This is a genomic window from Paenibacillus sp. YSY-4.3 (genome assembly GCF_054767475.1).
The window spans coordinates 1-20,800 of the sequence record NZ_BAABMC010000016.1 but is presented as its reverse complement, the minus strand read 5'-3'; the positions used below and the strand labels follow the sequence as shown (position 1 = coordinate 20,800).

Here is a 20,800-nt window from a genome sequence, read left to right as displayed (position 1 = left end):
TACGGAAATGAAACTGGATCAGGCTTATTCGGGCAACGTATTTATTTGCAGCTCCGAGTCGTATGAGGACGCCAAAGCCGTCATCTACGGGATGCCGATGGATTACACTGTAAGCTATCGTCCCGGTTCGCGGTTTGGCCCTGCGCGCATTCGCCAGGCGTCAGTCGGCTTGGAGGAGTACAGCCCTTACTTGGATAAGAGCATTTTGGATGCAACGTATTTCGACGCGGGGGATTTGTTGCTGCCTTTCGGTAACCCAGCCCGCAGCCTTGATGTAATCGGCGATTATGTTCGCGGTCTGCTGAATGATGGCAAGTTCCCGATCGGTTTGGGCGGGGAGCATCTGGTCAGCTGGCCGGTCATTCAGGCGATGTATGAGAAGTATCCGGATTTGGCTGTAATTCATATCGATGCGCATGCCGATCTTCGCGATCAATATGAAGGCGAGCCGTTGTCCCACTCCACGCCGATTCGCAAAGCGGCTGAATTGATGGGTGGCAAGAACATTTATCAATTCGGAATCCGTTCCGGCTCGAAGGAAGAATTCCTTTACGGACGCCAGAATATTAACTTCCATCCGTTTGAGGTAGCCGCGCCGCTGAAAACCGAGCTTCCGAAAATGGGCTCGCGTCCGGTGTATGTAACGATCGATATCGACGTGCTTGATCCGTCCTGCGCCCCAGGTACAGGTACAGCCGAGGCAGGCGGGATTACATCGAAGGAGCTGCTTGAAGCGGTTCATTTGATCGCGAGATCCGACGTGAACGTCGTGGGCTGCGATCTTGTAGAGGTTGCTCCGATCTATGATCCGACCGAGCAGACACAAATTGTGGCCGCCAAGCTCATTCGTGAAATGCTGCTCGGCTTTGTGAAATAGCTCTAGTATTGTTTAAATAGAAATGCCCTGCAGCGCAACTAGCTGCGGGGTATTTTTACGTTTGAACAGTGTTTGTCCTGGGGTATGCCCTTGGAACTATTTTGCTTTCCCAGTGAGAAATTTTGGCAACCTTTACCCGTTTAATGCGTCTAATCACATGGAATTTTAAATACTTACTTAGCACAATAACTGGCAGCAGTTAAGGAGGAAAGATGAACAAACATAGCAATTTAAAGGGCTATTTGCTGGCGGGCGTCTTGATCGTTCTTGCCATTGCCCTAATCATTGGCATCGTTAAACTGCAAGAACGGGATAAAGCGCTGAAAATTACGGATGCTCCGGCGGTCAACGCAGCCAACGGCGGGGATTCGCCGGTGAATGCAGACCTTTCAGAGCCGCCTGAAATATCGCTGGAGCAGAATCAAGATCAGGTGGGAGAAGCACAGTCCCCTTACTTGCTTGATCACCTGTCGTTCGAGGAAGAAGAGGTGAATTCCGTCTTTGCGGTTTGGAATGGAACGAAAAAGGAAATACCGGTTGAACGCCAGTATGTCATATTGCAATCTTTGCGGTTTACGGATATGCAGGCCGCGGTAACAGAGACGGCTTCTCCGGCCGGGCAGGTTGTTCTGCAATTTGCGCTAAGCGATCAAAGGATCATTGAATTGTCCTACAATTTGGGGAATAATGCATTTGAAGCTGCAGGCAAGGCATATTATGCCGATGATCAGGTGCTGCTGATGATGCATGGTCTGATGCAGCCCGACTCGGAACTCGGTGCATTCGATGCCTTCGAGGAACGAGCCCGATTGGAGGCGGAGAAACATGCTAATTCTCTGGAGCCCGAAGGAATCGAACGGGAACTAATTGCGGTAGACGGCTTAATCTATTCAGATTGGGAGGAGCGGCTGAACACCGAGACCACGGACTGGAGAGTCCCTTATTACGATAATTCCGTAGGTGAAGTCAAAGAGGTCCGCAAGTTCAAAGGCGGGATTCTTGAGCTTAACAACAAAATCGTCTTCAGCGATGGCTCCCATGAGACGCCCGGCGGAGTCAAGGTAGGGCTAAGTACGGCGGAGGTCGGCAAGAAGCTCGATGCGGACGCGAGGAAGCTGCCGAGTAAATGGAGTTACAAATCGGGGGACTACTTCCGGTTTCATCTTCATTTCGACGGTTCCAAGGTCAAATATATGGTTCTAAGCCAGCCGCTTTAACTAAACCGCTGATTTACTAGGGAGACACCACTCGTGAGAGTGGTGTTTTCATTTTGAATAGGCAGGCGTGAAGCTCCCTGGGAATTTGATGATCGCTTGCTGAAGCTAAAATATTGAATTGCGCCGTTGAACTGGATATAGTAGTACAATAAGAAAATGTTGAAGAACAGGCTGAATGGATGGAGAGGATAGAGTGCCGAACTGGAAGCCAGCCGTCATCGTCATTAATAGTCAGCAAGGCGATGAGGCATCAGAACAGCGAATCAAGGGTGAGACTTTGAGCAAAGGCAGCACACTGTACGTCAGGTATGTCGAGCCGGAGCCAGGCCCAACAGGCGGCGCGACGCGGGCCACAGTTAAGATTTCACAGAACGAGCTCAAAATCATGCGCCACGGGGAGGTTGAATCCGAGCAGACGTTCCAGCAGGGAAAACGGCTGCCGGGGTTCTACAGGTCCCCTTATACGAGGTTTAATTTATCTACAGATACAAGCAGGCTGGATTCTCGTCTGGAAGGTTCCAGCGGGGTTGTGGCCTGGGAATATGACCTGTGGGTTCATGAAGAAGTGACTGGACATTTTGTAATCAGCTTACATATACAGGAGGAAGTTTAAGATGACAGTAAATCCGTTAGAACAAATCAATCAGTCCGTGAAGGAAGCAATTCTTAATGCAGTCGTGGCTGCGGGACTCGCCGCTCGCGATGAGGTGCCTGCGGTCGTATTGGAGGTGCCGAAGGATAAAGCGCATGGGGATCTCGCCACGAACGCGGCTATGCAGCTCACACGGATTGCCAAGAAAAATCCGCGCCAAATTGCGGAGGAAATCGTGAAGAACATCGACTATGAGCAAGCTGGCGTTGAGCGGGCCGAGATTGCCGGTCCGGGCTTCATCAACTTTTTCCTCAGCAAAAGCTATCTATATCCTGTATTGGGGCAGATTTATGCGCAAGGCGAAAAGTATGGCCGGGTCAAGCTTGGGGAAGGCAAAAGAGTACAAATGGAATTCGTCAGCGCCAATCCGACGGGCAGCCTGCATCTAGGACATGCACGGGGAGCAGCGGTTGGAGACGCCTTGTGCAACGTGCTTGATTATGCCGGGTACGAGGTTACGCGGGAGTACTATATTAACGATGCCGGCAATCAGGTCGTGAACCTCGTGAAATCGATCGAGGCGAGATATTTGCAGGAGCTTGGCCAGGATGTGGGGATGCCGGAGGACGGATACCATGGCGAGGATATCAAAGGCTTCGCGAAGGAACTGGTTGCCGAGAAGGGAGATGCACTATTATCCCTTTCTGCGGACGAAAGAGAGGCCTTCTTCCGCAATTACGGATTGGAGAAAGAGCTGGATAAGATCAAACGCGATCTGGGCCGCTTCCGGGTGGGCTTTGATGTATGGTTTAGCGAGACTTCCCTATATTTAGACGGACAGGTGGAGAAATCGCTGGAGGAGCTGCGCTCCAAGGGACAGACTTATGAGCTGGACGGGGCGACATGGCTTAAATCGACGGAGTACGGAGACGACAAGGACCGCGTACTCGTGAAGAACGACGGGACCTATACTTATTTGACGCCGGATATCGCTTATCACCGCAACAAATATGATCGCGGCTTCGATCGGATGATCAACATTTGGGGTGCCGACCACCACGGGTACATTCCGCGAGTGAAGGCGGCTATGCAGGCCCTTGGCAACGATCCGGACAAGCTGACGGTATTGATTGCCCAAATGGTCAGCCTGTTCCAGGACGGCGAGAAGGTGAAGATGTCCAAACGGACAGGCAAAGCCGTTACGATGGTTGACTTGATGGATGAGGTCGGCGTCGATGCGATCCGCTATTTCTTTACGATGCGGAGCATGGATTCGCATTTGGATTTCGACATGGACCTAGCGATTTCTACTTCCAATGAGAATCCGGTTTATTACGTCCAATACGCGCATGCGCGGATTTGCAGCATTTTCCGTCAGGCGGAGGAGCAGGGCATTGTGATTCCTGCCATCCAAGACGTGAAGCTGAGCAAGCTGACCGCAGAGCATGAGTTTGACTTGCTGCGCAAAATGGGCGAGCTGCCGGAGGAAGTCGGCGTAGCTGCCGAGAACTTCGCGCCGCATCGTCTGGTGCGTTATTTGTATGAGCTGGCGGCGTTGTTCCACAGCTATTACAAAGCGGAGCGCGTCATCACCGAGGACGCGGAGCAAACCGCTGCTCGGCTAGCGCTGCTCGGCGGCGTGCGGACCGTGCTGGCCAATGTGCTGAAGCTGATCGGCGTATCCGCGCCGGAACGGATGTAGCACGGCCAGGGTTGTCCGCTGCAGCGGCATGCAGCGAGTTAAGGCACCGCGCTCAGGGCGCGGTGCCTTTTGCTGCGTGACCGCCGCCGCATAGCCGCATGCCGTGCCGGCTGGCGCTGGAGCCGCCTTCTTTGCATCTGCGAAGAGGGCGGCTTTTTTGCGCAGGCGCTTTCTGCCAGGCGGCATTTGGCTGCGCCGCGCTTTTGCGCAGCTTGCCCGCGAGCCCCTCCGGACCCGCTCGCGTCAGCCCTGCCGGCGCCGCGCTGTTTTACCCCGCACGAGGCGCAATGCGCTAACCTCGCCCGGCCTGGACCGGGCTCGGGCCTGTGTCCAGGTTAGCGGGCGCGCCGTGCGGCGGAGCCGCTGCTTGATCTCGTCCGGCGTAAGATTCGGGCGTGCCGCAAGCAGCAGAGCGATTGCTCCGCTGACATGGGAAGTCGCCATTGAGGTGCCGCTCATTTCGCGGTGCCCTCCGCCGAGCCAGGAGGACGTGATTTTTTCACCGGGGGCGTAAATGTCAATATAGGGGCCATAATTGCTGAAGGAGGCAATTTTTCCGTCCCGGTTCGTGGCCCCGACGGAAATGGTTTGGGCATATTTTGCCGGATAATCCGCGGTACGCTGTTTTTTGTCGTTTCCTGAAGAGGCGACGATGACAACTCCCGCTTCATGGGCTTTGCTGACAATATTTTTAAGGGACATGCTTGTCGATTTCATGCCGAAGCTCATGTTGATAATTTGTATATGGTTTCTGACGCACCAGTCAATCCCGAGGATAATGTCGGACACATACGCTGATCCGTTATGATCAAACGCCTTGACAGGATATATTAATGAACGGGGGGCAACGCCGATCATTCCTTGTGCGCCGCCGGCTGCCGCGATCGTTCCCGCGATATGGGTGCCATGCCCGTTGTCGTCATAAGGCAGGCCGGCGCGTTTCAGCAAATGAATGCCGCGCGCCAGGGAATAGCGCAAATCGGGATGGCTGTAATCGGCTCCCGTATCGATGACGGCTATGCGGATGCGATGTCCAGTCGAGGTAGACCATACTTCGGGAGCTCCGATCCGTTTTACGCCCCAAGGGATCTCGGTGGCGCGTTCCTTGGTGGGGGAAGATGGCGAATTAACGCTGATGGTGGAGTCGCTTTCGACATATAGCCCGAGTTCGGAGCAAATTTGGTTGTCCGGGAGACGCAAAGGGCAGATCAAGGCTTGCAGCAGCGGCGATGAACGGATTGACCGAAGGGTGGGATATTTGCGCCGATATTTGAACAATTGACGGATGAACTCGGAGTAGTGGCCTGGCTGCAGGAATCGGACGATATGCCGTCCGCTTTTTCCGGAGGGGTCGATGGAGTCATTCAGAAAGCCCAGTAATTTGGCATAATCCATAGATGATGTCCTCCCGAGTTAGCGTGTTGGAGTATATTATGACGGTGCCGCTGACCGGGAGTGGGGAAGTGACCCTGTTCTGAGGAAATGGGCAAACAGGCCCCTTTAAATTGAGGATACGTTTAAATGTCTTGGGTCCGCAGACCAGAGCTATCAATAATAAAAATATTGTTAGAAATGTTGAGAAAGGCCGTAAAGCCCCGTGTCAAAGGGAGAATATAGACATAGGATGAAGGGAAGGCTCTTGCGGCCTTCATGACCATCTGGAGAGAAGGCTCGCGTCTTTTCCTCGGTCGGATACAGTCAGGAGACGGCGAACGATTCGTTCCCGTCTTTTCTAACGTATTTGGCGTCACCGGGTACTGCGCAATATGGACACGTTTTGAACACACTATTAAACTTGACATACTAATACCAAATAGGTTTTACTTATGTGTGATATGGATATGTTAGTGAAGAAATCAAGTTGCGGTTTGATTTCTGCACCCTGTATAGTGAACTTTGCGTGAGAGGAAGTGTCCGCCTGGTGAGTACCCCACTTAATTTGAAAATCGACCCGGAGAAGGTCCATGAAATTCCAATGGTTGACTTGGCCTTTTTGATTTTGAAAGCGGCGAATACACCGTATTATTACCGCGACCTGATGAACGAGGTAGCGAAGGTCCGCAATATGTCGGAGGAAGAAATCAACGAAGCGATCGCTCAATTGTATACGGAGATTAACATTGACGGTCGATTTGCCTGCGTTGGCACCAACCTGTGGGGCTTGAAGCGCTGGTATCCGATCGAGCGTTCCGAGGATCCTGTAGCGAATGCCAAACGTCCGCGCATCATTAACGATGATGATGACGATCTGGAAGACGAAGACTTCACAGAAGAGGAAGACGATTTCACGGACGAAGACGATTTTGATGCTATCGATGAGGAAGATGATCAAGACGAACTGTTCTCGGATGATGATGAAGAAAGCGCCGATGAAGTCGATGACGAGCAGATGCTTGACGATGAAGAGCTCGATGAAGAGGAAGACGATTCGGATTCCGAAGAGGATGAATACGAGGGTGAAGACGAAGACAGATAAACCCGTTTTTCGTCCTTTGGATTTGCACGAAATTGCCACAATTGTAACCTCTTGAAATGCTCTCTTCTTTACTTGACAGGGGAGATGCTAACGGGTAAACTATTGCATGGGCTTATGATTCAAACCTATAAATATGTTCTAATTTTAAAAGTGCCCCGACCTATTCGGGTGTCACTTTTTTGTTTTTTTATGTCCATTTTAGCTATGATTCGTGGGCTAATGGGTTACGCTATGATCTGAGTCGCCTGAATTTCTGGACTATTATGTAGGAGGTTTTTAGACTGTGGCAAAATATATTTTCGTAACAGGCGGGGTTGTATCTTCCCTTGGCAAAGGGATTACGGCAGCATCACTCGGCAGGCTGCTAAAAAACAGAGGTTTAAAGGTAACGATCCAGAAATTCGATCCTTACATTAACGTGGATCCGGGTACGATGAGTCCTTACCAGCACGGGGAAGTATTCGTCACTGACGACGGAGCAGAGACCGACCTTGACCTAGGTCACTACGAACGCTTTATCGACATCAACCTGTCCAAGAACAGCAATATCACGACAGGCAAGGTCTATTCCTCCGTTATCGGCAAAGAACGCCGCGGAGAATATCTCGGCGGAACAGTGCAAGTCATCCCGCATATTACGAATGAAATCAAAGAGCGTGTGTTCGTGGCTGGCCGCGAGACGGGTTCAGACGTGGTCATTACGGAGATCGGCGGAACGGTGGGCGATATCGAGAGCTTGCCATTCTTGGAAGCGATCCGCCAGATCAAGAGCGACGTTGGCCGCGACAATGTCATGTACATCCACGTCACGCTTATTCCATATATCAAGGCTGCCGGCGAAGTTAAAACGAAGCCGACCCAGCATAGCGTTAAAGAGCTTCGCAGCATCGGCATTCAACCGAACGTAATCGTATGCCGCACGGAGCATGAGCTGTCCGAGGACATGAAGGCGAAGATCGCTCTCTTCTGCGACATCGATGCCGGTGCGGTCGTAGAGTGCCGCGATGCGGATACATTATATGAAATTCCTCTTAACCTCCAAGGCGAGGGGCTTGACGAGATTGTCGTCAATCACTTGAAGCTGAATGCCCCGGCTCCGGACATGAGCGAGTGGGTGAAGCTGGTAGATCGGATCAACAAGCTGGAGAAGACGGTTGAAATTGCGATCGTCGGTAAATACGTAGCTCTTCATGATGCGTACTTGAGCGTTGTAGAGTCGCTGTCGCATGCCGGCTTCGACAACAATGCGGAAGTGAAGATTCGCTGGGTGAACGCGGAGGATATTACCGCTGACAACGTAGCCGAGCAGTTGAAAGGCGTAGGCGGCATTCTTGTGCCTGGAGGGTTTGGCGACCGGGGGATCGAAGGCAAAATTACGACGATCCGTTACGCCCGCGAGCAGCAAATCCCGTTCTTCGGAATTTGCTTGGGCATGCAGGTAGCCGTGATTGAAACTGCACGCGCGCTTGCTGGTCTTGAAGGCGCGAATAGCTCGGAGATTAATCCGGCTACATCGCACCCGGTTATCGATCTTCTGCCTGAGCAGAAGGATATCGAGGATTTGGGCGGAACGATGCGTCTAGGCCTGTACCCATGTAAGCTAGTGCCGGGCTCTTTGGCAGAACAGTGCTATAAGACGGATCAGGTGGAAGAAAGACATCGCCATCGTTATGAGTTCAACAACAACTATCGTGAACAGCTGGAGGCGGCAGGACTGCGCATTTCAGGGACGTCCCCGGACGGCCGTCTCGTCGAAATCGTCGAGCTTCCTGGCCATCCGTGGTTCTTGGCCGTTCAATTCCATCCTGAATTCACGTCCCGTCCGAACCGGCCGCAGCCGTTGTTCCGCGAGTTCGTGAAAGCTGCGATTACGCATAAATCTTAATTTTTTTCTCTTTCAATAGGAATCGCGAATGATTTCAAGTATCTTTTTACCAAATTAGAAGGGATTTCCTAAATCGAGGCGAATTATACCTTATAGAATTACAAGGGCTAGACTTGTAGGAGGGTGCCTCAGTGGAAGAGAAGAAAGTGTTGATTGTCGATGATCAGAACGGAATCCGTATTTTATTAATGGAAGTGTTCAGCAGCGAGGGTTATAAAACATTCCAGGCTGCCAATGGCAAGATGGCTTTGGAGATCGTCCGCAGCGATTCACCGGATCTGGTGCTTCTCGACATGAAGATCCCCGGCATGGATGGACTCGAAATATTGAAGCATATCAAGGAAGTCAATCCGGCCATTAAGGTTATCATGATGACGGCTTACGGTGAGCTGGATATGATCAAGGAAGCGACAGAGCTTGGCGCATTGAGGCATTTTACGAAGCCGTTCGACATTGATGAAATGAGAATGGCGGTAAACATGGAGCTGAAGGGCGGCGCCGTTCTTTAAGCGAAAGCAGCAATTTAATATGTCGTGAAGACAGCCTCCTTAAGGCGTAGGGAAATTCGATTCCCTCCGCTTGAAGGAGGTTTCTTTTTGCATGTAAATGGGTAAGGTTCTCGGGGGGATGCCAAATCGGTCGTTTTCGCCAGCCCTTGGCACAGCTCGGAAGAAGCATTATATGACTGCTTTTTTGGCGGCATAATTTGCATAAATAGATGGAAAAGCTTGAATAGTATTTTTGTCGGGTTGTGTTATAATAATTACGTGTGAATGTCGGCAAAATTAATACAAACAAACGTCCTAGGAGGATTGGAGCCATGCCATTAGTAAGTATGACAGATATGTTGAACAAAGCTCTTAAAGGAAAGTATGCAGTGGGTCAGTACAACATCAACAACTTAGAGTGGACACACGCGATTCTTGAAGCTGCCGAAGAAGAGAAATCTCCGGTAATTCTTGGTGTATCCGAAGGTGCAGCTCGTTATATGGGCGGATTTAACACCGTTGTTAAAATGGTGCAAGGTCTTATTGAAGACCTGAAAATCACCGTTCCAGTAGCGATTCATCTTGACCATGGATCAAGCATCGAGAAATGTAAAGAAGCGATTGATGCCGGATTTACTTCCGTCATGATCGACGATTCCCACAGCCCAATCGACAAAAATATCGAAACGACGAAAGCTGTCGTTGAATATGCACACGCTAAAGGCGTATCCGTTGAAGCCGAAGTAGGTATGGTCGGCGGACAAGAAGACGACGTTATCGGCGAAGTAATGTACGCGAAGCTGGACGACTGCGTCCGTATCGTGAAAGAGACAGGCATCGATACGCTTGCGCCAGCTCTTGGTTCCGTACACGGACCTTACAAAGGCGAGCCAAACCTTGGCTTCAAAGAGATGGAAGAAATCTGCAACGCGGTTAGCCTTCCGCTCGTTCTGCACGGTGGCACAGGTATCCCTACGCATGACATTAAGAAAGCCATTTCCCTCGGTACTTCCAAAATCAACGTGAACACGGAGAACCAAATGTCCTTCACGAAAGTGGTTCGCGAAGTTCTTGCCGAGAAGACTGAAGCTTACGATCCTCGTGTATTCCTTAAACCTGGCCGTGAAGCCATCAAACAAACGGTCATCGGTAAAATGCGCGAGTTCGGCTCCAGCAACCAAGCATAAGCCAATAACTCCAGGTACAGTTTGCAATTCATATTTACAAGAAAGACACCGCTCTCGAGCGGTGTCTTTCCTATTTCAGCGCATAAGTGGTATTATGGATAAGAATCGTAGAGTGCTATTGAGCAACATGTGTTATGTCGCAATGATTAAGGAACTATTTTCGGCTTCAGGGGGATTTTCTTCTTATGGAAAAGTTAATGATTCATGGCGGACGCCCGCTTAGGGGAACCGTTCAAATCAGCGGAGCCAAGAACAGCGCGATTGCGCTTCTTCCTGCTGCCATCCTGGCGGAATCGGAAGTAGCTCTGGATAATTTGCCGCATCTTAGTGATGTGGCGGTATATACGGAAATATTGGAGGAGCTGGGGGCAAAGGTAACCTGGACAGACGGCCAGATCAAGATCGATCCGAGTCAAATTCACTCGATTCCGATGCCGAACGGCCCTGTGAAAAAGTTGCGGGCTTCTTATTATATGATGGGTGCCATGCTGGGCAGATTCGGCGAGGCAACGATCGGACTGCCGGGGGGCTGTAATTTTGAACCTCGTCCAATCGATCAGCATATTAAGGGATTCGAGGCGCTGGGGGCCACGGTTACGAATGAGCATGGCTCCATCCATCTCAAGGCTAAAGAGCTGAGAGGCGCTAAGATATATCTGGATGTGTGCAGCGTCGGTGCCACGATTAACATTATGCTTGCGGCCGCGAGGGCCAAAGGCTCCACGATTATTGAGAATGCGGCGAAAGAGCCTGAAATTATAGATGTTGCCACACTGCTGAACTCGATGGGAGCCAGCATCAAGGGCGCGGGGACGGAGACGATCCGGATTGAAGGGGTTAAGGAGATGAGCGGCTGCCGCCATTCGATTATTCCTGACCGGATTCAGGCGGGCACTTACATGATTGCTGCGGCCGCTACCCGCGGTGATATGATTATCGACGGAGTTATTCCGAAACACCTTGAGGCGCTCACGGCGAAGCTGATTGAAATGGGCGTTACGGTCGAAGAAATGGACGAGTCAATCCGTGTTCTGGGTGCGGCTCGGTATGAGCACGTTGATGTGAAGGCTCTTATCTATCCTGGTTTTCCGACGGACATGCAGTCTCCGATGACCAGTCTGCTTACGCAGGCGGAAGGAGTCAGCGTATTAAGCGATTTCGTTTACAGCAGCCGGTTTAAGCATGTCCCGGAGCTCGTACGAATGGGCGCGAAGATTCGCGTGGAAGGCCGCTCGGCCATTATCGAGGGCGGCGAGCTTAACGCGGCCAAGGTCAAAGCGACCGACCTGCGGGCCGGAGCAGCACTCGTCATTGCTGGTCTAACCGTCAAGGAAGGGGTTACTGAAGTATCCGGCGTCGAATTAATCGATCGCGGGTACGATAATCTTGTAACCAATCTGCGTGCACTCGGTGCTGATGTGTGGCGTCAGGCAGAGTAGAAGTTCTCTGCCGGCCGCATATTTTTGCTGGAACCGGGTAATATTAGTAAAATGCGTCTATCAATTTTCCGATTTATAGACTTATACTGGTTTCATAGTGTAATAGACAATCAACAATCAGTAATAATCATTCATGCACAAACGAAAAAATTGAATAGGTGGTATTCTATATGGATTTACAAATTGCCGACTTGGAAGAAATGAAACTGACCGAGCTGTACAAGCTTGCGAAGCAGTATCAGATTCCTTACTACGGTCAGCTTAAGAAGAAGGAATTAATTTTTGCGATTCTAAGGGCTCAGGCGGAACAGAGCGGCCTTATGTTCATGGAAGGCATCCTGGAGATCCTGCCTGAAGGCTACGGATTCCTCCGTCCGATCAACTATTTGCCCAGCACGGAAGATATTTATATCTCGGCCTCCCAAATCCGCAAATTTGATTTGAGGACGGGTGATCTTGTATCCGGCAAATGCAGGGCGCCCAAAGAGAATGAACGATACTTCGGACTATTGCAAGTGAATGCCGTTAATGGCGAGAATCCAGCCATCGCAGCGGAACGTCTGCATTTCCCGGCATTAACACCTCTTTATCCGCAAAGCAAGCTCGTGCTTGAAACAACCCCTAACCATTTATCCACTCGTATTATGGATGTTCTAGCCCCTGTTGGACTTGGGCAACGCGGTCTGATCGTGGCACCGCCCAAGGCAGGAAAGACGCTGTTGCTGAAAGAAATCGCCAACAGCATTTCTACTAATCATCCCGAGATTGAGCTATTTGTGTTACTTATCGATGAACGCCCGGAAGAAGTTACGGATATGCAGCGTTCGGTAAAGGGGGAAGTGATCGCTTCCACGTTCGATGAGCTGCCTGAGAACCATATCAAGGTGGCTGAGCTTGTGCTGCAGCGTGCGCTTCGTTTGGTAGAGCATAAGAAGGACGTCGTCATTTTGCTAGACAGCATCACTCGTCTGGCCAGAGCCTATAACCTGGTTGTTCCGCCTTCAGGCCGTACGCTGAGCGGGGGGATCGATCCTGCGGCATTCCATCGTCCGAAGCGGTTCTTTGGCTCGGCGCGTAATGTGGAAGAGGGCGGAAGCCTGACCATTTTGGCGACAGCCTTGGTAGATACGGGCTCCCGCATGGATGACATTATTTACGAGGAATTTAAGGGGACGGGAAATATGGAGCTCCATTTGGATCGGAAACTGGCAGAGCGCCGTATTTTCCCTGCCATCGATATTCGCCGTTCGGGAACGAGACGCGAGGAAGTACTTTTGACGAAAGAGGAGCTCGATACGATTTGGTCCATCCGCAAAAATATGAACGACTCTTACGATTTTGTGGAGGGGTTCTTGAAGAAGCTGCGTGACAGCAAGACCAATGCGGAGTTTCTCGCTTCCTTCGATACCGCTGGCAACAGCGCATCTTCGTCCGGCAGTGGAAGCAGCACGCGCCGTACGACCCGTACCGCTGCGCCTTCAGGCTCCGGATCGGGCTCGTCATCTTAACAATACGCCTGGCGCGATGGAATGGCTGAAGAGTTCCGGAATCGAAAGGCAAAGAGGAGAACGACATGTATTTAGTATATGCAGACAACAAAGGGCAAGTATATGATCATTCCTCGTTGTATGGGTTAGCCCGCAGCGGGGATATGATCGTGGAAATTCTGGAGGATGAGCTTATTCCGCTGCCTGAAGGAGCGACCCTGGTAGGGCTCCCCTCGACGAGGCCGGTAGGAATGGATCCTAACACCGGTGAAATGATGCCAGTCCCTGGAGATGTACAGGCCGTAGGGGCGCTGCTTCCACAGGGATTCACCCGTCTCTGTCTTCCGGGTTATGTAAAGACGGATAAGGAATATAAGCTTCCGCTGTTCGGATATTCAGCAGTGGTGTGGAAAGACGGTCAATTTTACGTGACGGCGCGTTTATCCGATGATCCTGAGAAATGGAATCCTTTGAACTGCGATCCGCTGGAGTTGAAGGATCAAGTCAAGGCACTTCGGACAAAATATCCCGAGAATCGTTTATATGAGCATTTATCGAATTGTGCCCTCGGCTATGAATGTTTGACCGCATCGAACACGTTCCTGAATCGCTGGGAAGGCGCGGTTCCCGTGTCGTACTCTTGCAATGCGGGTTGCTTTGGCTGCATTTCGGAGCAGCCGGATGACAGCGGATTCGTCGCTCCGCAGACGCGAATGAACTTCCGGCCCCGCGTGGAAGAACTCGTTGAAATCATGCTGGAGCACTTGAAGACGCCAGAGTCGATCATCAGCTTCGGGCAAGGCTGCGAAGGAGAGCCTTCGACGCAGGCCAAGCTGATCATCGAAGCAATCCGCGAGGTTCGGCGCCAGACCGATATGGGGTATATCAACATTAATACGAATGCGGGTCTTAGTGATCATATTCGCGGCATTGTCGATGCCGGGCTTGATCTAATGCGCGTGAGTACAATTAGTGCGCTGGACGATCATTATAATGCTTACTACAAGCCCCGCGGGTATACTTTGGCAAATGTAGAGAAATCGCTTCGTTATGCCTCGGATCAGGGTGTGTATACGTCGATTAACTACCTGATCTTTCCGGGTGTGACGGATCGGGAGGAAGAGATTGAGGCGATGATTGAATTCGCCCGTCGTACGAAGCTTCGACTGATTCAGCTTCGCAATCTGAATATCGATCCAGAGAGCTATCTGGAGCTTATTCCCCCGGCAAAAGGGGATATATTCGGCATGAAGCAGGCGATTGAGATATTCCAGCAAGAGCTGCCGGATGTAGTCATCGGTTCTTATACCCATGTACCGCCTGCTGAATTAGCGCGGGTAAAAGTTCGGGGATGAACCTCATATATTCCAATTGCGCGACAAAACATGGCGTGATATAATCACGTTATGTGTCATTATAACTCTGTGCACGCTTGAGGCCCAGGGCGGAAAGAAGGTGAAGTCATGAACGAAGCTATTCAACCTAAATATCACGTGACAACGGTAACTTGCGCTTGCGGAAATACCTTTGAAACAGGTTCTGTTAAACAAGACCTGCGCGTTGAGATTTGCTCCAACTGCCATCCATTCTTCACAGGTAAACAGAAATTCGTGGATGCTGGTGGACGTGTTGATAAATTTAAGAAGAAATACGGCATCTAATCTACGTTTGCTAGAGAAGTGCTGCGTTTGCGGCATCTCGAAATACATGGGAAATCCCCTGCCTACTGGCAGGGGATTTGTTGTCGTTACTGGACTTATTTTTTGAATTCGATGCTTTTTTGCATTTGTGTCCATTCGTCGCTGCTGACTAAGCCGAGTCTCCATATAGCTATGCCTTTGAGGTCATAGCGCTTTGCTAAGCCGATCAGCGTGTTCACTGAATGGGTATTCTCGCTGTTAAGGTTCAGGCCAAGCACAAGTTTGTCCTTCTTCGTCTCCTTCAAGGCAAGGCGAATCGCTTCATCCACTTTATCGGCTGGCTCCGGCTGCCCTGTTCCGCCGCTGCTGCGGTAATCATAGGCCATGATGATGATTTCGTCGGCAATTTGGCCGAGCGCTTTGTAGTCATATCCTTGATACGACGAGTTGAGCGGATGGAGCGCAAGGGCTAATCTCAGATTTTCTGTTTTGGCCTGCAAAGAAACCTCTTTAACAAAGGCAGTGAAGGAAGAGCGGGTCTTTGCTTTGTCCGTGGTAAGTCCCAGTCCTTCGAAGTCCAGCAGGATGCCTTGAAATTGGTTGTTTTTAGCGGCAGAGATCATTTCTGTAATCGCCTGTTTCCGTGTGTCGGCATTCTCGATGATTTTGGTTAATTCGCCATTTACGTCTCCCGAATAGACCATTAAGTATGGGAGGGTCCGCGATTTGGCCGCTTCATTGACCAGACTCTCGGGGGTGATGTCTCCCGCGGGCTGAGGCCATTTAAAGTCTTTTCCGCTTAGCGTGAATTTGCCGTTCTCGTCAATCCGGCTCCAGCCGAAGGCGACGGAGTCCAGGTTTGGTATGACCGAAGCATCAGAGAAAGAAGAGATCGCATAGAAGCCCATGGTGTACATTCGCTGCTTCGAAGAAGAGATTGAGACGGTGCGCGTCTGCTGATCCCAATTGACTTGAGCGCCGAACTGCTGGCTGAAGAAGCTTAGCGGAATCAAGGTATGCCCATTCGCAGTCTGGGGTGCTACCGCCAGGTCTACAATGGATCCATTCACGGTGGATTTTTTGTTGTTTAGGGTTAGCTGCACGCGAACAGAGCTAGGGCCGCTCCCTTTGATGGCGGAAATGCTCTTCGTTTTTTCGTCCCAAGTCACTTGAATGCCGAGTGCTTCGGAGATAGCGCGAAACGGTACAAGAGTAGTTCCATCTTTAATGATAGGCTCGGCTGGAAATTGCAGCGGGTATCCATCAAGCATGATGCGGATCTGGGTGTCTGCGTAAGCTTGTTGCGGCAGCGACGCAAGTCCGCTAAGAGTGCCGATCCATATCGTGGCGGCGAGCACGAGTTTGCCTATTCTTCTCATTAAGGCACATCCTCTCTATGAAGTTCCATATTATTCTATAAATATATCAAACTTTGAGAGAGAAGGCATGTGTTCAAAAATAATCTTAAATAGACAACTTTTGCCGTCGGTTGCAATTTGGACATGCATGAGATATACTTAGTTTCACCGTGCTAGATGGGGAGGTAGCGGTGCCCTGTAACTCGCAATCCGCTATAGCGAGGTTGAATTCCTGTTAGAGGTCTTGCCGATGTGAGGTCCGGTCTTTACGGCAGACGTTGACAGACGGGTCCTCCGCAATGAGTACCTGTGAACCTGGTCAGGTCCGGAAGGAAGCAGCCATAAGCAGTCATACTTTTGTGCCGGGGGGAAGCCTGTCTCGAGTTGCGCCGTAAAGGTGCCGCTTGGATCGCAATGATCAATAACAGGTGCACGGCTACATAGGTTTATAAAGCGACATCTTTGTCTTTTGGACAGAGATGTTTTTTTGTTTTAAATTATTCGGACCCGCCTGATGCCGAATAATCTGCTATTTTGCTGCTTGTGCAGAAGGGGATGAAGGGATATTCTTTTACTCGGAAATATGTTCGGATAGAAGTTTTTCTCGTCCCTCGAGTATAGTATAATGGGAAAGTGACGATTATCGTTTCATGAAGAAAGAAGGTGCCGCATATGGAGCATATTGCGCTGTACCGTGCTTGGCGGCCGCAGTCGTTTCAGGACATGGTGGGACAACAGCACATTATTCGCACGCTGCAGAACGCGATTCGGGAGCAGCGGCTGTCGCACGCCTATTTGTTTAGCGGGCCTCGGGGAACGGGGAAGACGAGCGCGGCCAAGATTTTGGCCAAAGCCGTGAACTGCGAGAAGGGGCCAGCTCCGGAACCGTGCAACGAATGCGACGCTTGCCGCCGGATTACAGCAGGGGCTGTTATGGATGTGCTAGAGATTGACGCCGCTTCCAACAGGGGAGTCGAGGAAATTCGTGATTTGCGCGAAAAGGTGAAATATGCCCCTACTGAAGTGCGGCAGAAAGTTTATATCATTGACGAAGTTCACATGCTGACGACGGAAGCGTTCAATGCGCTGCTTAAGACGCTGGAGGAGCCGCCTCCGCACGTGATGTTTATCCTTGCGACTACGGAGCCGCATCGGCTTCCAGCGACGGTAATATCCCGCTGCCAACGCTTTGACTTCCGCCGCGTATCCTTGGAGGAGCAGTGCGAGCGGTTAAAGCTGATTTGTGAACAGGAGGGCATTACTGCCGAGGACGAAGCTATTCAATATATAGCTCGGTTGTCGGATGGCGGCATGCGAGATGCGCTGAGCATTCTGGATCAGATCGCCTCCTTCTCGGACGGGCATGTATCCTACAAGCAGGCGCTGGATATGACCGGGGGGATTCCTTCGAAGCAGTTTGCGGAAATCGCGAAGACGCTGATCGAAGGTGATGTCGGAGGCATGCTGCAGTTGATTGAGGGTCTTATGCAGGAAGGCAAGAGCGCCGATAAATGCATGGAGAACCTGCTGTATTATTTCCGCGATTTATTGATGATTAAAATGGTGCCGAATGCGGAAAAGATGACGGAGCGCGCTTTGGATCTCCAGGAATTCAGGGAGATGGCCGAAGTGTTTACGCGCCCGCAGCTGTTCCGGATTATCGATACGCTGAACCATTACCAGACCGAGATGAAGTATGCGCTGCAGCCGCAGACGCTGTTTGAGGTAGCCCTTCTGAAGCTGTGCAACATTCCACAGGGCGAAGAGGCGGTTAACGTGCAGGCTTTGCCTGCCGCTACGGCTGATCAATCCGAAATTCAGCAGCTTCGCCGGCAGTTGGCGGAGCTGGAGAAGAAGCTTGAACACGCTCTGCAAGGAGGATTGGCGGGCGGAGGCCAAGATGCGGGCAATAGAGGGAATCGTCCGGCATCGCGGACGACGGCGCCTCGCGTAGCCTCGAAGGCTAAGCTCCCGGCAGGGCTTGACCGCTACGTAGCCCAGCGCAGCAGCCCGGAATTCATGGCGGTGCAGGGGAAATGGAATCAGGTGCTTCAAGGCGTTAAGGATGAGAAGATTACCATTCATGCCTGGTTCGTGAACGGCGAGCCTGTCTCCGCGCTGGAGGATGCCATCCTTGTCGCATTCAAGAACGATATTCACCGTGAAACTACGGAGAAACCAGCGAATAAACAGCTCATTGAAACAGTCATGGAGCGAGTGATGGGTTCGCCATACCGTCTGGTGACGATGATGCTCAAGGATTGGGATGACAGCATTGAAGGCGCTGGGACGCAGCCGTCCAAGGAGGAACCGTTTCAGTTAGAGCCCGCGGAAGACGGCGGAGGCAAGGAGCCGTGGGTAGACGAGGCGCTCAACATGTTTGGGGATGACCTCGTTGTTGTGAAGGAGTAGCCAGGCTGGATTTTTGTATAATTCTGTTTAACCATATAAATGACTAAGAAGAAGGAGATGTAGGACAGATGAATAATATGAACCAAATGATGAAGCAAGTTAAGAAAATGCAGGAGCAAATGCTGAAAGCCCAAGAGGAGCTCGGCGGCAAAACGGTTGAGGGAAGTGCGGGCGGCGGCGTAGTTACTGTAGAGGTCAATGGACATAAGAAAGTATTGTCCATCAATATCAAACCGGAGGCTGTAGATCCGGACGACGTGGAAATGCTGCAGGATTTGGTGCTGACAGCGGTTAACGATGCGCTGGGCAAAGCGGATGAGCTGGCTAACAACGACATGGGCAAATTTACGGGCGGAATGAAAATTCCAGGCCTATTCTAATTACACGACCGAAGGAGAACATGCTCATTGTATTATCCCGAACCGATCGCCAAGCTGATCGACGCCTTTACTCATCTGCCGGGAATCGGGCCGAAGACGGCCGCGAGGCTCGCGTTTCACGTGCTGAACATGAAGGAAGACGACGTAATTGACTTTGCCAAGGCTTTGGTCAGCGTCAAACGCAATCTTCACTACTGTTCGGTATGCTGCAATATTACGGATACCGATCCTTGTCGAATTTGTCAGGATAAGTCTCGGGATTCATCCGTAATTTGCGTAGTCCAGGACTCCAAAGATTTGGTGGCCATGGAGCGGACAAAAGAGTTTGATGGTTACTATCATGTGCTGCAAGGCGCTATTTCACCCATGGAAGGACTTGGTCCGGACGACATTCGGCTCAAGGAGCTTCTTAACCGTCTCAGCGATGAACGGGTTAAAGAGCTGATTTTAGCGACCAACCCCAATATTGAGGGAGAGGCGACGGCGATGTATATTTCTCGTCTCGTGAAGCCGTTTGATATTCGGGTTACCCGTATTGCCCATGGGCTGCCGGTCGGCGGCGACTTGGAGTATGCGGATGAAGTAACCTTATCCAAGGCGCTCGAGGGGCGGCGTGAATTAAGATAAGTTTATAGCAGGTTGATTCAGAAGTGCTGGTCATAGACCGGTGCTTCTTTTTATTGCTTTTTTACCCATTTGCATACGATAGTTCTAAGTTTGTCCCTTTCCCGATACACATGAAATATACCGGTTCAGGGGAGGCGGATATAACGTGAAATTGAAGCAATGGCTGCTGAGAATGAAGAAAGCTAGGCAGTACGATAAAGAGCTGGAGCAAAAGGAGCAATTGTATCGTGAGGTAATGAAAGCCCGGCGCCAGTGGGAGCAGGCATATTGTGCGCTGCAGGCAGCGGTCGGTTCAGACGAGGTGGATATAGCGATATATACGCTGGAAGCGGCGGAAAGAAGGTACCAGGTTCATTTGAAGGCGGCAAAGCAGGCGAATGTTACATGGGAGCCGTTTCAATTCGGGACTTACTCGCAGCATGATTCCTATCTTAGAGGCTAAACGCAAGTTAGTAAGGAGGTGTGACGGGGGATGAAAATGATATTATCTTTGGTGCTTATCGGATCATTGCTGTTGTTGGGTTATATCGTGTTCTCGCGAAGGCTGGGACTAGCTTGGCTTACTCGCCTGGGCCTTCATGTTGTATTGGCTGCACTCGGAATTTATATCGTCAATTTCTCGGGTTTGCTTACGGAGACGTATATTCCGATGAATCCGGTAACGATAAGTACGGTGCTTATTCTTGGTCTCCCTGGTGTAGGTTTACTGCTTGGGCTTAAATTAACAATGATATAAAATGCATTTCATGGTTGACGTTAATTTGGATTATGTGATACATTATAAATCGCTTCTTCGAAAGACAGTGCTTAGCAAGATCAGTCAGTAAAATAATTTCAAAAAAAGTATTGACTTAAGAAGAGCGGATATGATACATTATAAAGGTCGCTGCTGAAACAACGGCGACGAACAAAAACGAGAATTGATCTTTGAAAACTGAACAACGAGTGAGCGGGTTTCACGCAAGTGAAATCTAAAAATAGAGTCAGATGTAAATCTGATCTCGTCAGATTCAAAATGAGCAAGTCAAACATC

General features: G+C 50.7%; 19 protein-coding genes and 1 other RNA gene. 18 read left to right on the top strand and 2 right to left on the bottom strand.

From position 1 onward, the window contains the following. Positions 1-7: 7 nt before the first annotated feature. From speB to argS, 4 genes are all read left to right on the top strand, one after another. Positions 8-877, top strand: a complete 870-nt coding sequence (speB, locus tag ACYUJT_RS24925; RefSeq protein ID WP_460327525.1) for an agmatinase — start codon at positions 8-10, stop codon at positions 875-877. 212 nt (positions 878-1,089) lie between these two features. Next, positions 1,090-2,094, top strand: a complete 1,005-nt coding sequence (locus ACYUJT_RS24920; protein ID WP_460327523.1) for a hypothetical protein — start codon at positions 1,090-1,092, stop codon at positions 2,092-2,094. A gap of 175 nt (positions 2,095-2,269) precedes the next feature. Beyond that, complete coding sequence (locus ACYUJT_RS24915) at positions 2,270-2,707, top strand: YwiB family protein (RefSeq protein WP_460327521.1); 438 nt, start codon at positions 2,270-2,272, stop codon at positions 2,705-2,707. Position 2,708: 1 nt separating this feature from the next. Further along, a complete protein-coding gene (argS, locus tag ACYUJT_RS24910; protein WP_460327519.1) occupies positions 2,709-4,388 on the top strand; it encodes an arginine--tRNA ligase in 1,680 nt (559 codons plus the stop codon). 243 nt (positions 4,389-4,631) lie between these two features. Here the strand turns inward: argS and ACYUJT_RS24905 are convergent, their stop codons facing one another. Next, positions 4,632-5,783, bottom strand: coding sequence for a S8 family peptidase (locus ACYUJT_RS24905; RefSeq protein WP_460327517.1), 1,152 nt, complete (start codon positions 5,781-5,783; stop codon positions 4,632-4,634). Positions 5,784-6,309: 526 nt separating this feature from the next. On the opposite strand from ACYUJT_RS24905, the gene rpoE reads away from it, so the two are divergent. The 8 genes from rpoE (at position 6,310) to rpmE (ending at position 15,011) form a co-directional block, all read left to right on the top strand. Then, positions 6,310-6,864 carry a DNA-directed RNA polymerase subunit delta gene (gene rpoE, locus ACYUJT_RS24900; protein ID WP_460327514.1) on the top strand — a complete coding sequence of 185 codons (555 nt, stop codon included), beginning with the start codon at positions 6,310-6,312 and terminating at the stop codon, positions 6,862-6,864. A gap of 283 nt (positions 6,865-7,147) precedes the next feature. Next, complete coding sequence (locus tag ACYUJT_RS24895) at positions 7,148-8,749, top strand: CTP synthase (RefSeq protein ID WP_460327510.1); 1,602 nt, start codon at positions 7,148-7,150, stop codon at positions 8,747-8,749. 131 nt (positions 8,750-8,880) lie between these two features. Next, entirely contained in the window at positions 8,881-9,258 is a 378-nt protein-coding gene (locus tag ACYUJT_RS24890; RefSeq protein ID WP_055105456.1) for a response regulator, read from the top strand. A gap of 311 nt (positions 9,259-9,569) precedes the next feature. Beyond that, a complete protein-coding gene (gene fba, locus ACYUJT_RS24885; protein WP_460327508.1) occupies positions 9,570-10,424 on the top strand; it encodes a class II fructose-1,6-bisphosphate aldolase in 855 nt (284 codons plus the stop codon). Between the two features lie 185 nt (positions 10,425-10,609). Beyond that, positions 10,610-11,863: a UDP-N-acetylglucosamine 1-carboxyvinyltransferase gene (locus ACYUJT_RS24880; RefSeq protein ID WP_460327506.1), complete on the top strand. Its 1,254-nt coding sequence runs from the start codon at positions 10,610-10,612 to the stop codon at positions 11,861-11,863. A gap of 170 nt (positions 11,864-12,033) precedes the next feature. Then, the gene (rho, locus tag ACYUJT_RS24875) at positions 12,034-13,371 is read left to right on the top strand and encodes a transcription termination factor Rho (RefSeq protein WP_460327504.1); all 1,338 of its coding nucleotides are present in this window, start codon (positions 12,034-12,036) and stop codon (positions 13,369-13,371) included. Positions 13,372-13,436: 65 nt separating this feature from the next. After that, on the top strand, positions 13,437-14,705 hold the full coding sequence (locus ACYUJT_RS24870; protein ID WP_460327502.1) for a radical SAM protein: 1,269 nt from the start codon (positions 13,437-13,439) through the stop codon (positions 14,703-14,705). A 108-nt stretch (positions 14,706-14,813) separates the two neighbouring features. Then, positions 14,814-15,011 (top strand): 50S ribosomal protein L31, encoded by a 198-nt coding sequence (gene rpmE / locus ACYUJT_RS24865; RefSeq protein ID WP_155613487.1) that lies wholly within the window; start codon positions 14,814-14,816, stop codon positions 15,009-15,011. Positions 15,012-15,106: 95 nt separating this feature from the next. On the opposite strand, the gene ACYUJT_RS24860 is transcribed toward rpmE, so the two are convergent. Beyond that, the gene (locus ACYUJT_RS24860) at positions 15,107-16,369 is read right to left on the bottom strand and encodes a stalk domain-containing protein (protein WP_460327500.1); all 1,263 of its coding nucleotides are present in this window, start codon (positions 16,367-16,369) and stop codon (positions 15,107-15,109) included. Positions 16,370-16,516: 147 nt separating this feature from the next. On the opposite strand from ACYUJT_RS24860, the gene ffs reads away from it, so the two are divergent. The 6 genes from ffs (at position 16,517) to ACYUJT_RS24830 (ending at position 20,503) form a co-directional block, all read left to right on the top strand. Continuing rightward, an RNA gene (ffs, locus tag ACYUJT_RS24855) (signal recognition particle sRNA large type) lies at positions 16,517-16,784 on the top strand. A 236-nt stretch (positions 16,785-17,020) separates the two neighbouring features. Continuing rightward, positions 17,021-18,760, top strand: coding sequence for a DNA polymerase III subunit gamma/tau (dnaX, locus tag ACYUJT_RS24850; protein ID WP_460327498.1), 1,740 nt, complete (start codon positions 17,021-17,023; stop codon positions 18,758-18,760). 68 nt (positions 18,761-18,828) lie between these two features. Continuing rightward, complete coding sequence (locus ACYUJT_RS24845; protein ID WP_379397745.1) at positions 18,829-19,140, top strand: YbaB/EbfC family nucleoid-associated protein; 312 nt, start codon at positions 18,829-18,831, stop codon at positions 19,138-19,140. Between the two features lie 27 nt (positions 19,141-19,167). After that, positions 19,168-19,767 carry a recombination mediator RecR gene (gene recR, locus ACYUJT_RS24840; protein WP_460327496.1) on the top strand — a complete coding sequence of 200 codons (600 nt, stop codon included), beginning with the start codon at positions 19,168-19,170 and terminating at the stop codon, positions 19,765-19,767. Positions 19,768-19,912: 145 nt separating this feature from the next. Further along, positions 19,913-20,209, top strand: coding sequence for a DUF2508 family protein (locus tag ACYUJT_RS24835; RefSeq protein WP_460327494.1), 297 nt, complete (start codon positions 19,913-19,915; stop codon positions 20,207-20,209). 30 nt (positions 20,210-20,239) lie between these two features. After that, on the top strand, positions 20,240-20,503 hold the full coding sequence (locus ACYUJT_RS24830) for a pro-sigmaK processing inhibitor BofA family protein (protein WP_460327492.1): 264 nt from the start codon (positions 20,240-20,242) through the stop codon (positions 20,501-20,503). Positions 20,504-20,800 lie beyond the last annotated feature (297 nt).

Coding starts and splice junctions, on each gene's coding strand:
- speB (WP_460327525.1), top strand. CDS start 8: ATGAAACTGGATCAGGCTTATTCGGGCAACGTATTTATTTGCAGCTCC.
- ACYUJT_RS24920 (WP_460327523.1), top strand. CDS start 1,090: ATGAACAAACATAGCAATTTAAAGGGCTATTTGCTGGCGGGCGTCTTG.
- ACYUJT_RS24915 (WP_460327521.1), top strand. CDS start 2,270: ATGGATGGAGAGGATAGAGTGCCGAACTGGAAGCCAGCCGTCATCGTC.
- argS (WP_460327519.1), top strand. CDS start 2,709: ATGACAGTAAATCCGTTAGAACAAATCAATCAGTCCGTGAAGGAAGCA.
- ACYUJT_RS24905 (WP_460327517.1), bottom strand. CDS start 5,783: ATGGATTATGCCAAATTACTGGGCTTTCTGAATGACTCCATCGACCCC.
- fba (WP_460327508.1), top strand. CDS start 9,570: ATGCCATTAGTAAGTATGACAGATATGTTGAACAAAGCTCTTAAAGGA.
- ACYUJT_RS24880 (WP_460327506.1), top strand. CDS start 10,610: ATGGAAAAGTTAATGATTCATGGCGGACGCCCGCTTAGGGGAACCGTT.
- rho (WP_460327504.1), top strand. CDS start 12,034: ATGGATTTACAAATTGCCGACTTGGAAGAAATGAAACTGACCGAGCTG.
- ACYUJT_RS24870 (WP_460327502.1), top strand. CDS start 13,437: ATGTATTTAGTATATGCAGACAACAAAGGGCAAGTATATGATCATTCC.
- rpmE (WP_155613487.1), top strand. CDS start 14,814: ATGAACGAAGCTATTCAACCTAAATATCACGTGACAACGGTAACTTGC.
- ACYUJT_RS24860 (WP_460327500.1), bottom strand. CDS start 16,369: ATGAGAAGAATAGGCAAACTCGTGCTCGCCGCCACGATATGGATCGGC.
- dnaX (WP_460327498.1), top strand. CDS start 17,021: ATGGAGCATATTGCGCTGTACCGTGCTTGGCGGCCGCAGTCGTTTCAG.
- ACYUJT_RS24845 (WP_379397745.1), top strand. CDS start 18,829: ATGAATAATATGAACCAAATGATGAAGCAAGTTAAGAAAATGCAGGAG.
- ACYUJT_RS24830 (WP_460327492.1), top strand. CDS start 20,240: ATGAAAATGATATTATCTTTGGTGCTTATCGGATCATTGCTGTTGTTG.